Source organism: Paraburkholderia sp. GAS42, from assembly GCF_050436565.1.
In the GTDB taxonomy this organism is placed as follows: Bacteria; Pseudomonadota; Gammaproteobacteria; order Burkholderiales; family Burkholderiaceae; genus Paraburkholderia.
Genome location: NZ_JBNDML010000010.1, coordinates 158,321 through 171,588 on the forward strand (window position 1 = coordinate 158,321; position 13,268 = coordinate 171,588).

Annotated in this window: 15 protein-coding genes; 13 read left to right on the forward strand and 2 right to left on the reverse strand. The window is 63.3% G+C overall.

Annotated features, from left to right (window positions below):
- Positions 1–231: 231 nt before the first annotated feature.
- Both P3T16_RS16885 and P3T16_RS16890 read left to right on the forward strand, forming a co-directional pair.
- Positions 232–1,659, forward strand: coding sequence for a DUF2252 domain-containing protein (locus P3T16_RS16885; protein WP_429258409.1), 1,428 nt, complete (start codon positions 232–234; stop codon positions 1,657–1,659).
- A 102-nt stretch (positions 1,660–1,761) separates the two neighbouring features.
- On the forward strand, positions 1,762–2,013 hold the full coding sequence (locus tag P3T16_RS16890) for a GlsB/YeaQ/YmgE family stress response membrane protein (RefSeq protein WP_429258408.1): 252 nt from the start codon (positions 1,762–1,764) through the stop codon (positions 2,011–2,013).
- A 103-nt stretch (positions 2,014–2,116) separates the two neighbouring features.
- On the opposite strand, the gene P3T16_RS16895 is transcribed toward P3T16_RS16890, so the two are convergent.
- Complete coding sequence (locus P3T16_RS16895; RefSeq protein ID WP_429343134.1) at positions 2,117–2,971, reverse strand: polysaccharide deacetylase family protein; 855 nt, start codon at positions 2,969–2,971, stop codon at positions 2,117–2,119.
- Positions 2,972–3,458: 487 nt separating this feature from the next.
- Between P3T16_RS16895 and P3T16_RS16900 the strand changes: the two genes are divergently transcribed.
- From P3T16_RS16900 to P3T16_RS16940, 9 genes are all read left to right on the forward strand, one after another.
- Positions 3,459–4,346 (forward strand): LysR family transcriptional regulator, encoded by an 888-nt coding sequence (locus P3T16_RS16900; RefSeq protein WP_429343135.1) that lies wholly within the window; start codon positions 3,459–3,461, stop codon positions 4,344–4,346.
- A 103-nt stretch (positions 4,347–4,449) separates the two neighbouring features.
- Complete coding sequence (locus tag P3T16_RS16905; RefSeq protein ID WP_429343136.1) at positions 4,450–5,697, forward strand: D-amino acid dehydrogenase; 1,248 nt, start codon at positions 4,450–4,452, stop codon at positions 5,695–5,697.
- Positions 5,698–5,735: 38 nt separating this feature from the next.
- Positions 5,736–6,632, forward strand: a complete 897-nt coding sequence (locus tag P3T16_RS16910) for a glutamate/aspartate ABC transporter substrate-binding protein (RefSeq protein ID WP_429343137.1) — start codon at positions 5,736–5,738, stop codon at positions 6,630–6,632.
- A gap of 54 nt (positions 6,633–6,686) precedes the next feature.
- Complete coding sequence (locus P3T16_RS16915; RefSeq protein ID WP_429343138.1) at positions 6,687–7,454, forward strand: SDR family oxidoreductase; 768 nt, start codon at positions 6,687–6,689, stop codon at positions 7,452–7,454.
- Between the two features lie 123 nt (positions 7,455–7,577).
- Positions 7,578–7,766: an oxidoreductase-like domain-containing protein gene (locus P3T16_RS16920; protein WP_429258508.1), complete on the forward strand. Its 189-nt coding sequence runs from the start codon at positions 7,578–7,580 to the stop codon at positions 7,764–7,766.
- Positions 7,763–8,665, forward strand: coding sequence for an NAD-dependent protein deacetylase (locus P3T16_RS16925; protein ID WP_429343139.1), 903 nt, complete (start codon positions 7,763–7,765; stop codon positions 8,663–8,665). Before P3T16_RS16920 ends, P3T16_RS16925 begins: the two co-directional genes overlap by 4 nt.
- A 26-nt stretch (positions 8,666–8,691) precedes the next feature.
- Positions 8,692–9,306, forward strand: a complete 615-nt coding sequence (locus tag P3T16_RS16930) for a DUF938 domain-containing protein (protein ID WP_429258401.1) — start codon at positions 8,692–8,694, stop codon at positions 9,304–9,306.
- Positions 9,307–9,431: 125 nt separating this feature from the next.
- Positions 9,432–10,841, forward strand: a complete 1,410-nt coding sequence (gene gndA / locus P3T16_RS16935) for an NADP-dependent phosphogluconate dehydrogenase (RefSeq protein WP_429258400.1) — start codon at positions 9,432–9,434, stop codon at positions 10,839–10,841.
- Between the two features lie 257 nt (positions 10,842–11,098).
- Complete coding sequence (locus tag P3T16_RS16940) at positions 11,099–11,410, forward strand: DUF4148 domain-containing protein (protein WP_429258399.1); 312 nt, start codon at positions 11,099–11,101, stop codon at positions 11,408–11,410.
- Between the two features lie 59 nt (positions 11,411–11,469).
- On the opposite strand, the gene P3T16_RS16945 is transcribed toward P3T16_RS16940, so the two are convergent.
- Positions 11,470–11,790 carry a hypothetical protein gene (locus P3T16_RS16945; RefSeq protein WP_429258398.1) on the reverse strand — a complete coding sequence of 107 codons (321 nt, stop codon included), beginning with the start codon at positions 11,788–11,790 and terminating at the stop codon, positions 11,470–11,472.
- A 346-nt stretch (positions 11,791–12,136) separates the two neighbouring features.
- On the opposite strand from P3T16_RS16945, the gene P3T16_RS16950 reads away from it, so the two are divergent.
- Together P3T16_RS16950 and P3T16_RS16955 are read left to right on the forward strand one after the other, a co-directional pair.
- Positions 12,137–12,448 carry a cupin domain-containing protein gene (locus P3T16_RS16950; RefSeq protein WP_429343140.1) on the forward strand — a complete coding sequence of 104 codons (312 nt, stop codon included), beginning with the start codon at positions 12,137–12,139 and terminating at the stop codon, positions 12,446–12,448.
- Between the two features lie 28 nt (positions 12,449–12,476).
- Positions 12,477–13,214 carry a peptidoglycan DD-metalloendopeptidase family protein gene (locus P3T16_RS16955; RefSeq protein WP_429343141.1) on the forward strand — a complete coding sequence of 246 codons (738 nt, stop codon included), beginning with the start codon at positions 12,477–12,479 and terminating at the stop codon, positions 13,212–13,214.
- The last annotated feature ends 54 nt before the right edge of the window (positions 13,215–13,268 follow it).

Consider the following 13,268-nt stretch of genomic DNA (forward strand, 5'->3'; position numbering starts at 1 on the left):
AGAGGGCTCGATTGTCATAAAGTGCGGCGCCATGTTCCGGCCCCTTGCGCTGGCGTCCGTCGCAGGATTTAATACAGGCGATGCCCGCCGCCAGGATGTCAGCGCATTCCGGCCGCTTTCCGAACCCGGGAGGCGCCCGATGGCGATAGCGCGAACGCGGCTATCCGTACACAGCCGGACGCGCGACCGGCGCATGCCAGTCCATGATGATTCGAAAAAACGGAGAAATGCATGACGTCGAGCACCATCGCTGAACGGGAAGCGGCCGGTCGTGCCGCGCGGGAACATAGCAGGCGGTCCAGTCACCGCGCGATCGGCGATCTCGACCGCGACCCCATTGCGCTGCTGAAGAAGAGCAGCGAAGGGCGTGTGTCCCGTCTCGTGCCGTTGCGTTATGGACGTATGGCGGTGTCGCCATTCACGTTCTTTCGCGGCACTGCAATCCTGCAGGCGCATGATCTCAGCAAGGTGCCGGACACGGGCATCGCCATCCCGATCTGCGGTGATGGACATCTGATGAACTTCGGCGGCTTCGCAACCCCCGAACGGCAACTGGTCTGCGATCTGAACGACTTCGACGAAGTCGCTTTTGGCCCGTGGGAATGGGACCTGAAGCGTCTGACGGCGAGTCTCGTCGTCGCGGCCCGGCATATGCGGCTGAGCCGCGGCATGGCGCACGGGCTCGTGATGTCAGCGGTAACGATGTACCGCGACTGGATGCAGAAATATTCGGAGTACGGCACGCTCGAACTCTGGTACGAGCGCATCACCTTCGACCGGATGATCGAGACGGCGCTTACGCCCGAGCGCCGCCGCCAGACGCGGCGCGGCATGGAGAAGGCGGCGTCGCGCACGCAGGAAAGCGTGATGGAGAAGATGGCCGAACGCGTCGGCGATGCGTGGCAGATACGCGATGCACCACCGGGTCTCTTTCACGTGCACGGCAGCAACACGCTGTTCGACGCAGAAGACGACTGGTTCAGGCTCGGCGACTGGCACAAGCTGGTGGACGACATGTACGGCGAGTACATGAAGACGCTGACGCACGACCGGCGCGAACTGCTCAACCACTTCGTGCCGCAGGATCTGGTGTTCAAGGTGGTGGGCGTGGGGAGTGTAGGCACGCGGTGTCTTGTGATGCTCAACACCGACCCCCACGATAAACCCCTGTTCCTCCAGATCAAGGAAGCGCGCCAGTCGGTCATCGGCCAGTACTACAAGACGCCGCAGCACTTCAAATCGTCGGGGATCAAGCATCATGGCGAGCGCGTCGTGCGCGGGCAGCGCGCGCTACAGGCCGTCAGCGATATCTTCCTCGGCTGGGCAACGGGTCCTTCAGGGCGACACTTCTACTTCCGACAGTTGCGCGACATGAAGGTGTCCGCCAACATCGAGCTGTTCGACAACGACCTGCTTGAAGGGTACGCGCGGCTGTGCGGCTGGATCATGGCGCGTGCTCATGCAAAGGCAGGCGGCAAGGCGATCGAGATCAGCGCCTACATTGGCCGCAGTGACCAGTTTGCGGAAGCACTGGCCGACTATGCTTTCGCGTACGCCGATCAGGTCGAAAAAGACTATGAGGTATTCCTTGACGCGTGCCGCAATGGCGATCTCGAAGCGCGCACAGACGAAGACATGGCCGCCGATTTTCGCGTGTAGTCCGGCCGGACGCGGGCACACGACGCGCAAGGCAAATCAGTCGCGTGGCGTTTCCCGGCCGGCAATATTCGTGTGTAACAGCTTGTTCACTGGGAGATTCGCATGCTTTCGCTCATCGGTACGCTGATTGTGGGTCTGATCGTAGGGCTGATCGCACGGGCGGTGAAGCCCGGCGACGACAGCATGGGCATCATCATGACTATCGTCGTGGGCATTGTCGGTTCGCTGATCGCGGGTTACCTGGGCCGTGCGCTCGGGTGGTATCAGCCCGGCCAGGCGGCGGGATGGATCGCCTCGGTGATCGGGGCGATCATCCTGCTTGTGATCGTCGGCTTCGTCAAAAAACGTATGTAGGGCGTCGGTTGGGGCGCATGGCGTCGTCTGATCCAGACGGCGGCTCGCGCGCCCTTTTTCATGTGGCGTAGCGCGCTTCAGTTGTACGCCTCAGTTATGTGCTTCAGTTGCGTGCTTCACGGAGGGTAACGAAGCGCAGCCCCTGACGCTGTGCCGCTTCGATCACGCGCGGCAGCACTGCCAGCACCAGCGGTTCGCCATCATCGGTCACGGCGGCGTTGCCGTCGTGGAGAAGCAGGATGTCGCGGGCGGCGAGTCCATCGAGCAGCCGGCGCGCGACGACTTCCGGATCGCGTTCGCGCGTGTCGAAGCCGCGCCGCGTCCACGCGGCAAGGCGCAGATCGAGTTTTCCCAGCACCGGTTCGAGAAAGACATTGCGCAGCCCGGCGGGCGCGCGGAAAAAGTATGGACGCTCGCCGGTGAGCGTTTCGAACGTCTGCTGAGCTGCTTCGATCTCGCGTTTGAGTGCGCCGGGCGGCGTCACCGAAAACGTGTGAACGTGTACCTGCGAGTGGTTCTCGACGGCGTGTCCACGCGCGACGATCTCGCGCGTCAGCGCAGCATGACGTTGCGCGTTGGCGCCGATGCAGAAGAACGTCGCGCGCACGCCCCAGGCATCGAGCAGGTCGAGCACTTTCGGCGTGACGACCGGATCGGGCCCGTCGTCGATGGTGAGTGCGATCGCGTCCGCATTGCCCGCGCTGTCGGGCAGCCGGGTCCAGTTCGGCCCGAGCAGCGATGAGCGCGGCCACAGCCCGGCGACCGTCACGATCACGTGATTGATCATCACGAACGCGAGCCACCACGGCCACGCATGGGGCGCGCTGAGAACACCGGCGAGCGCGAGTGCGTGCCAGGCGATAGTGGCCTTCAGCATCGGCGGAAAGCCATCGTACCGCCAGCGTCGCGCGGAAGAGGGATGTGGCCCGCGTGGCAGGGCCGGTCTGGATTCGATCATGATGCGTTCTGTCCGCCTTCCTCCTTCCAGGAAAGGCTGCGAGTGCGCGCAAAACTGCGCTGAACTGTCAAAGATACCATTTGCGCGCGGCGGACCACGCCGACACATCTCCGCCATACAGGTCGCGTACCTTCCCTCAGACCGTTCTTGCGCCGTTCCGCTGCATCCCTCTGCCTCTCCGGTTCCACGTTGTTCCTGCGGTTTCCCTGTTTTCGTCATGGCCCGGCTTCGCGTGCCGCAATCCGGCCTGCAGCCTGGTTTTTGCCCCGTCCTGGCAGCCCTGCCAGTCCTGATAGCTCTGATAGCCCGTTCCGAACAAAAAGGAGACGTCACTGTGTTCCAGTCGAAACGATGGCGTGCGGCCATCGCCCGCTCTTTTTATCTGGCCACGCCAGTCGAAGTCGCAGTGCAGAAAGGGGCATGACGGAAAACGCTATCCTTGACGTCTGGTTCATGCGGTCTTTCACGACTCAATACCCCACACGTCATGCGTCTGCGTCACATCGAAGTCTTTCACGCCATCATGCGCACAGGGTCGCTGTCGAAAGCGGCCGAACTGCTGTGCGTCTCGCAGCCCGCCGTGAGCAAGATCCTCGCGCACGCCGAGCGCAGCGTCGGCATCAAGCTCTTCAACCGCGTGCACGGCCGCCTGCAACCGACGCGTGAAGCCGAACTGCTGTTTTCCGAAACGCAGAAGCTGCAGAACAACCTCGACAGCATTCGTGATCTGGCGCGCAACCTTGCGTTGCAGCCGGAAGGTCATCTGCGGATCGGCTGTTTGCCGAGCCTCGGCTTGAGGCTGATCCCGCAGGCTGTGCAGGCGTTCCGGCAGGCGTTCCCCAATGTGTCGCTGAAGATCCAGACGCGCCATACGGAAGAACTGCTCAACGCACTGCTCACGCGTGATCTCGATTTCGCCGTCGCGCTGAATCCGCCTGCGCGTCCAGGCATTACGGCCGTGGAACTCGGTCGTGCCGCAGTGGTGTGCGTCGGGCCGCCTGGTCATGACGGGCCGGACAGTTCAGCGGAACCGGTTGCACTTGCAACCATCGTGGAAGGCGACTGGATCAGCATCGGCAACACCGATCCGCTCGGAGAATTGATCGGTAACGCGCTGGAGGCGCAAGGGCTCGACGGACACGTCGCGACCATAGAAGCGCAGACGTGGTACGTCGCCCGGGCGCTGGCGGCGCGCGGCGTCGGTTGCGTGCTGCTCGACGAATTGACCGCGCGCGCGGGCGGTGAGCCGGTATCGATCCGTCCAGTCGAGCCCGCGATGTCGGTGGGGGTGTTCGCGTTATGGCGCGACGGGGGCCTCGATTCGCAGGCAGGCCGGGCGTTTCTCGATGTACTGCGGGCACCGTTTGCGCTTTGAGACGACTTAACCCTGGGTTATGCAGCCTCGCTTCTGCTCATTTGATGACGCATTTTCATTGCGTCACACTGCGTCGAACAGATTCTGCAGACGGTGATGATTCATGCGTGTGTGTGTACTCGGCGCGGGCGTCGTAGGGCTAACGACCGCTTATTTTCTGGCCCGTGACGGCCACGAGGTGACGTTGCTCGAAGGCCGCGGGGGCGCTGCGCTCGAAGCGAGCTTTGCGAACGGCGGTCAACTGAGCTACAGCTACGTCACGCCGCTCGCCGACCCTGCCGTGCTGCCGAAACTTCCTGCGTGGCTGCTCGCGCGCGATTCCGCATTGCGTTTCGTGCCTCGCCTCGACGTTGATCAGTGGCGCTGGTGCGTCGCGTTTCTGCGCGCCTGCCGCGCCACGCGCAGCAGGCAGACCGCGATGGAACTGCTGGCGCTGGGCGCGTCGAGCCGCGCATCGATGCATGAACTCGTGCAGCGCGAGTCGATCGATTTCGATTACGTGCACAACGGCAAGCTCGTTGTTTATCGCGACGCGCGGGAGTTCGATCACGCACGCCGCAAGATGGACTCTCTCGTTGCCGCGGGTTCGGCGCAGCGCGCGCTCGACGCAGCTGCGTGTGTCGCGCTGGAGCCTGCGCTCGAACGCGCACGGCCGTTGCTGGCGGGCGGCATTCACACACCGTCGGAAGAAGCGGGAGACTGTCATCGTTTCGGCGTCGCACTTGCCCGTGTGCTTGAGGAGCGTTATCGCGTCGCGATCCAGTACGAAACGCCTGTGCGTGGGATCCGGATAGAAGGGCGGCGCGCAGTGGCTGCGATTACGCCGCATGGCGACGTGGAAGCCGATGCGTTCGTTGTCGCGCTCGGCATGGGCAGTGTGCCGCTGGTGGCCTCGCTGGGCATCCGCCTGCCCATTTATCCGCTGACCGGCTACAGCCTGACGATTCCCGGAGCACCAGGCCGCGCGCCGCGCGTCAGCGTGACGGATCTGCATCGCAAGATTGTCTACGCGCCGCTTGGCGACCGTCTGCGGATCGCCGGCATGGTCGAGATTGCGGGGATGAAGGTTTCGCAGCGCGATGGCCGGCTCGCATTGCTGTCGCAGCAGGCGCAGGAGATTTTCCCGGAGGCCGGCGACTACGCCGCCGCGGCTACGTGGTGCGGTCATCGTCCCGCCACGCCGGACAGCAAACCGCTTCTCGGTGCTACGCACCACGACAATGTCTGGCTCAACACAGGACACGGCGCGCTCGGCTTCACGCTCGCCTGCGGCAGCGCGCGTGCGATGGCTGACACGCTGGCCGGACGCACGCCGTCAGTCGATATGGCGGCATATGCATTGAACCGGTAACACGCACAATCCACACACTGCTGATAAAAGGAGACACCATGAAACGGGTAGCCACACTGACGTCGCTTGCCATCGCCTGCTCGCTGGGAGCAGGCGCACACGCCGAAGAGCAGAGCCAGACACTGAAAAAAATCAACGACACCGGCGTGATCGTGCTGGGCGTGCGCGAATCGTCGGTGCCGTTTTCGTACTACGACGAGCAGCAGCATGTGATCGGCTTCTCGCAGACCATCGCGCTGAAGATCGTCGATGAGGTGAAGAAAGAACTGAAGATGCCGGACCTGAAGGTCCGCGAAATTCCGATCACGTCGCAGAATCGGATTCCGCTTGTGCAGAACGGAACGGTCGATATCGAATGCGGTTCCACCACGCACACGAAGGAGCGCGACAATCAGGTGGCGTTTTCGAACAGCTTCTTCCAGTACGGCATGCGGATGATCGTGAAAAAATCCTCGGGCGTGAAAGACTTTCCTGACCTTGCGGGCAAGACGGTTGTGACCACGGCGGGCACGACGGAAGAACGCCTGCTGCGGCAGATGAATAACGAGAAGGGCATGAACATGCGCCTGATCAGCGCGAAGGATCACGCTGAATCTTTTCTCAACGTGAAGAGCGATCGCGCGGTTGCGTTTGTGATGGACGATCCGCTGCTGTATGGTGCGAAGGCAAAGGAAGCGGACCCGGACGAATACGTGATCACCGGCACGTCGCCGCTGTCCGAAGTCTACGGGTGCATGTTCCGCAAGGAAGACCCGGGCTTCAAGAAACTGGCTGACGGTGTGATCGCACGGATGCAGACTTCCGGTGAAGCGGCGGCGCTTTATCAGAAGTGGTTCACGCAGCCGGTGCCGCCGAAGGGAATCAACCTGAACTATCCGCTGTCGTCGGAAATGAAGTCGCTGCTCGCGAACCCGAACGACCGGGCGCTCGACTAGCGGGCGCTTCGATCGAGGCTTCACGTCCGGCGCGCAAACATGGGGAGAAACGTTGTGAGTACGGACACGAAGCAGGGTAAGGTCGCATTGATCACGGGCGCGGGCAGCGGTATCGGCCGCGCGACGGCGGAGCGGCTGCTGGAGCGCGGCTATCGCGTCGTGCTGGCGAGCCGCCGGCAGGCGCCGCTCGACGACATCGCGGCAGCGGCGGCGCAACGCGGCGAGGACGCGCTGGCCGTCGCGTGCGATGTCACGGATGAAGCCAGCGTGGCGGCGCTATTCGATGCGATTCACGCGCGCTATGGCCGGCTCGACGTGCTGTTCAACAACGCGGGTCGCAATGCGCCGCCCGTCGACATCGACGAAATCAGTATCGACGACTGGCGCTCGGTGGTCGACACGAATCTGACGGGCGCTTTCCTTTGCACGCGTGCGGCGTTCGGCATGATGAAGACGCAGTCGCCGCGTGGCGGACGCATCATCAACAACGGCTCGATCTCGGCGCACGCGCCGCGTCCATGGAGCATTGCCTACACGGCAACCAAGCACGCGATCACCGGCCTCACGAAATCTGTCTCGCTCGATGGCCGCCGTCACGACATCGTCTGCGGGCAGATCGACATCGGCAACGCCGCGACGGAAATGGCCGCACGCATGGCGCGCGGCGTACCGCAGGCGAATGGCGAAACGGCGGTCGAACCTTTGATGGACGTCGGCCTCGTTGCTGATGCCGTGCTGCATATGGCCGATCTGCCGTTGTCCGCGAACGTCCAGTTCATGACAATCATGGCGAGCAAGATGCCGTACGTCGGACGCGGTTAGGCACATTCACCCGGCCGCTTTCGCGGCGGCCGGCAGCGCGCCGGGCGGGTTCCCCCTATACTGTTTGATCCCAGTCATCATCCGGATACCGTCGTGCCCGAAGCTTCGACCGAGGACGACCCGATGCCGGTGCCGCCCAGGCAGCCGGAGCTCGAGGATTGTTGCGGCAGCGGTTGCGACCCGTGCATTTTCGATCTTTACGCAGACGAGCTCGAGCGCTATCGGGTCGCGCTCGCCGCATGGGAAGCGCGCCATCGCACGCGTGGCTCCCGTGGTGCTCACGAAAAAAAGCCCAGCCGTCCCCGTTCATGAACCAACCCCGGTTACCCGCGACCGCCGCCAGCGGCACCTCCGCAATCGAACCGCAAGCGCTGTCTGCATTGCATGATTTCGTGCGGCGTTATCCGCGGCTTTTCGTGCTGACCGGCGCGGGCATCAGTATCGATTCCGGCATTCCCGGTTATCGCGATGAAAACGGCGAGTGGAAGCGCTCGCCACCAATCACGCTGCAGGAATTTCTCGGCGCCGAGCATTCCCGCAAACGCTATTGGGCACGCAGCATGATCGGCTGGCCGGTGGTCGCCGATGCCGCGCCGAACGCGGCGCATCGCGCGCTCGCCCAGCTGGAAGCCGCCGGTCACGTTGAAACGCTCGTGACGCAGAACGTCGACGGCTTGCATCAACGCGCGGGCAGCACGGACGTGATCGAACTGCACGGCAGTATCGGCGGCGTGACGTGTCTGGACTGCGGCGCGCAGCATGCACGCGCCGCCATCCAGCACACGCTCGAAGCAGAGAACCCGGCGCTGCTCGAAGCCAGCGCGGAACCCGCCGCCGATGGCGATGCGCATCTCGAATGGCACGATCTGGATACATTCCGCGTTCCGCCGTGCCCAACCTGCGGCGGTCTGCTGAAACCCTCGGTGGTGTTTTTCGGCGAGAACGTGCCGCGCGAACGCGTCGAGTCGGCCGGGCGTGCGCTTGAAGCCGCGGATGCCGTGCTGGTCGTGGGTTCGTCGCTGATGGTCTATTCCGGTTATCGCTTCTGCGTGTGGGCTGGGAAAGCGGGCAAACCCGTTGCTGCGATCAATCTTGGCAAAACGCGCGCCGATCCGCTGCTCGCGCTGAAAGTAGCCGCGCCCTGCGCCGACGCCTTGACGGCACTTGCAGCGAAGCTCGCGACAGAAGCCGGCGCACGACCCGGCGCATAACCCGCGCACGCCCTTTTACCGAAATGATGAACACACCGAATCCGAACCTGCGACAGCGCTCGCCTTCCGCGGAACGCAATTGCGAGCCGATTCTTGCCGTGCTGCAACACGCGTTGCCGCAAACGGGCACCGTGCTCGAGATCGCGAGCGGCACCGGCCAGCATGTGACGCATTTCGCGGCGGCGCTTCCCGGACTCACATGGCAGCCGAGCGATCCTGACGTTGACGCGCGCGCTTCGATTGCTGCGTGGACGGCGCATGCGGGTCTCGCGAACGTACGCGCGCCGCTCGCGCTCGATGTGCGTCGTACGCCGTGGGGCATCGAAGCCGCGAACGCAATCGTCTGCATCAATATGGTCCACATCTCGCCGTGGGCCGCGACCGAGGCGCTCTTTTCCGGCGCCGGGCGCATACTGGAGCGCGGCGGCGTGATCTTTCTCTACGGACCGTACCGCCGCAACGGCGCGCATACGGCTGACAGCAATGAAGCCTTCGATCAGCAGTTGAGGAGCCGCAATCCCGAGTGGGGCGTGCGCGACATGGAAGCCGTCGTGGAACTGGCCGCTGCGGCGGCGTTCGAAGGGGAAGAACCGGTAGCGATGCCCGCGAACAACTTCAGTCTCGTGTTCCGCAAGCGCTAACGTGCGCCGTATGTGTCGCAGACAAGCGGCATCCGGCCATTTCTTTTATCCTTTCACCCTCGACGCCGCGCGGGCAGCAATCCGTCGCGGCATCCCGTCTTTCTGGAATCTGGAGAATTCACATCATGGGCAAGCAGGCAATCGGCGTGGTGGGGCTGGCGGTCATGGGCCGCAATCTGGCGCTCAACATCGAGAGCCGCGGTCACGCGGTTTCCGTCTTCAACCGGACCCGCGAAAAAACTGACGAGCTGATCAACGAATATCCGGATCGCAAGCTCGTGCCGGCTTACACGCTGGAAGAATTCGTCGACTCGCTGGAAAAGCCGCGCCGCATCCTGATGATGGTCAAAGCCGGCGCGCCGACCGATGCCACCATCGCATCGCTCAAGCCGCTGCTGGAAAAGGGCGACATTCTGATCGACGGCGGCAATACGCATTTCACCGATACGATCCGCCGTAACCAGGAACTCGCGAAAGCGGGCCTGCATTTCATCGGCACGGGCGTGTCAGGCGGTGAAGAAGGCGCGTTGAAAGGCCCGTCGATCATGCCAGGCGGACAGCGCGATGCGTACGATCTGGTTGCACCGATCCTCACCGAAATCGCCGCGAAGGCGCCGGACGGCGAGCCGTGCGTTGCGTACATGGGCGCGGACGGTGCGGGCCACTTCGTGAAGATGGTGCACAACGGCATCGAATACGGCGACATGCAGCTGATCGCCGAAAGCTACTGGGTGCTGAAGCAGGTGCTCGGCCTGTCGAACGAGGAGCTTGGCAAGGTCTACACCGAATGGAACGAAGGTGAACTCGACAGCTACCTGATCGAAATCACGTCGAAGATTTTCGGCAAGAAAGACGACGAAACCGGCAAGGATCTCGTCGATGTGATTCTGGATCGCGCCGCGCAGAAGGGCACCGGCAAGTGGACGAGCCAGAACGCGCTCGATCTCGGCGCGCCGTTGCCGCTCATCACCGAAGCCGTGTTCGCGCGCGTGCTGTCGTCGCTGAAAGATCAGCGCGTGGCGGCCAGCAAGGTCATCACCGGGCCGGAGAAGAAGGCGTTCAGCGGCGATCGGGCGGCCTTCATCGAATCGGTGCGGCGTGCGCTGTACTTCAGCAAGGTGATTTCGTACGCGCAGGGTTTTGCGCAACTGCGCGCGGCTTCGGACGAATACAAGTGGGATCTCGACTACGGCACGATTGCGAAGATTTTCCGCGCCGGCTGTATCATCCGCGCCCGCTTCCTGCAGAAGATTACCGACGCCTATTCGAAAGAAAAGACGATCGCGAACCTGCTGCTCGATCCGTACTTCAACGATATCGCCACGAAGTACCAGGGCGCGTTGCGCGATGTGGTCGTCGCAGCGGTGCAGGCGGGGGTGGCGGTGCCGGCGTTCGCCTCGGCGATCGCGTACTTCGACGGATATCGTTCGGAGCGCCTGCCCGCGAATCTCGTGCAGTCGCAGCGTGACTTCTTTGGCGCGCATACGTTCGAGCGCGTCGACAAGCCGGGCAGCTTCCACGCGAACTGGTCCTGAGCGTCATCGAGTAGCGTTTGCTACCGGCGCAGTGGCGGTGCCTTCGGGCCCGCTATCTGTGCCGCGTGAACTGTTGCTGGAATGCCTGCGAGTGCCGTCGACAAGCGGCATCCGAGCGTCGGGATTGTTGCGATTACGGAAATAGATATTACCCGGATTAGTGGTTTTCCCTATGAGCCGACTTCTCTAGACTTGCACCAATACGCTGAAGGGCACGGTCCCGAAGCGATCCAGGTACATGTCCGGAGGTAGTCACCATGAAAGCACTGATCAAGGCAGCCGTTGTTGCAGCCGTCCTCGCCGCGCCCGTTGTGTCGTTTGCCCAGTCGAACGAACCGGTTACGCGCGCTCAGGTCCGCGAAGAACTCGTGCAACTCCAGAAGGCCGGCTACAGCCCGCTCGACGACCGTAACAGCTATCCTGTTCACATTGAGGCAGCCGAAGCCCGCATCGCGGCGCAGAACGGCACGCCGGTGAACACCAGCTACGGCGCAGCGACGAACGGTTCGTCGCAAGTCGGTGCACGCGCTGAAAAGCCGGGTCCGCTGTCGGTTTTCTTCGGCAATTAAGCTGGATTGCAATAAAAAACGCTGACCGGATCGCTCCGGTCAGCGTTTTCTTTTATGGTTCAGTGCAGCGTGCGATGACGGCGGCCAATATCGTCGAAAAGTTCGCGGCTGGGCTCCAGCGCGAGCAGCCAGGTTTCGTCGTAGCCGCTCAAGGTGTCGAGCGCCTCACGTAATCGCTCGATCGCGACCGCGGGCAGTTCCACGGTCGCCTCCACGCCGCTCGACAGGCGGGCGATGCTGGCCAGCTGGACAAGGGCGTCGGCGGCCTCGGCGACATCGGTGGCAAAGACGAGGTGCGTATTCAGCAACTCCGCCAGCCCAGGCGACGTCGCGACATCCTCGACGTTGAGCTGCAGGGCCAGAAATGTGGCTTTGTTCATCCTCGAACTCCTCGCGGACAGGACATCGCGGTAATCGGCAATCGGCTCACCCGCGGTGCGTCGCGGCAGCAAAGGGCAGTATAGGCCAGCGCCGGGGGTAATCAATGCAGCCTCCGGACCGCCGATTCCGTTTCAAAAGCTGCCAGCACGGGCCCCCGGCGGCCTGCGCGGGGTTGACGGGTCATATAATGGTCCGGCACCTTCTCCCGGGCAGCATATTCCTCTCCATGCATCCGACCCGGCACGCATAGGTCGGCCGGGTCCACGCACGAGATCGCACGTGATTGGCATGATTGACCTGATTGTGGCCTGATCGCGCCGCGAACACGGAACGCACGGCACGACCATGAAAATCATCCGCAGCAGGAACTTCACAGCCAGCCGCCCGTGGGGCGCGCTCGACATTGCCAGCATGCGCGGCATCTCGATCCGCCTTCACTGGACCGACCAGCCTTATCAATGGCACGTCAACGACGGCGAGGAAGTGTTCGCCGTGCTCGATGGCCGGGTGGAGATGCGATATCGCATCGAAGGCGACGAACAATCGGCCATTCTGGAAACTGGCGATGTGTTTTACGCGTCTATGGGTACAGAGCATGTCGCTTATCCGATCGGTGAGGCGCGCATTCTGGTGATCGAAACCGGGGGCAGCGTCTGACGCAGTGCAACAGGAGCGAGGACGAACGATGACACCAGCATGGCCGCTCAGAACGGCGCAGGTTGTGCTTGTCACAGGCGTGGCGATATCGGTGGGCGCATGCACGATCGTCCCATGGACCGACGCGACGCGCCCGAGCCCGCCTCTCCAGTCGTACCAGCAGTCCTCAGGCGGCGTGCCCGCGGGTTACTACCGCGTGAATCCCGGCGATTCGCTGCTGTCGGTGGCAACCGCGTTCGGTCAGCGCGCGGACGATGTCGCGAGCTGGAACCACCTGGCACCGGGCGCGCCGGTCACGGCGGGGCAGATCCTGCGCGTCGCGCCGCCGTCCGCGGTCGTGACGGGTCCGGGCGGTGTCGTGCCGCCGGCTGGCGGCGCGCCCGCGGCGGAGGCATCGACAGTCCGGCTGATGTGGCCCGTGCGCGGCCCGATCCTGTCGACGTTCAATGCAGCAAGAAAAGGCATCGTGATCGGCGGCAAGCCCGGGGACCCGGTCAAGGCGTCGGCGGCCGGGCGCGTGGTCTACGCCGGCACCGGCATGGAGGCGTACGGGCCGCTCATCATCATCAAGCACGACGCGACGATCATCACCGCGTATGGCCACAACCGCGCGTTGCTCGTGAAGGAAGGCGACGCGGTCACGCAGGGGCAGACAATCGCCGAGATGGGCGCCGACGCGAACGGCTCCGGCTCGATGCAGTTCGAGGTGCGCAGCGGCGGCAAGCCGGTCGATCCATTGAGTTTGCTGCCGAAGCCGGGCGGCTGATTCGCCCACGTGATCGAGCGACACTCGGCGTTCGTGCGGTTCTCAACATATTTG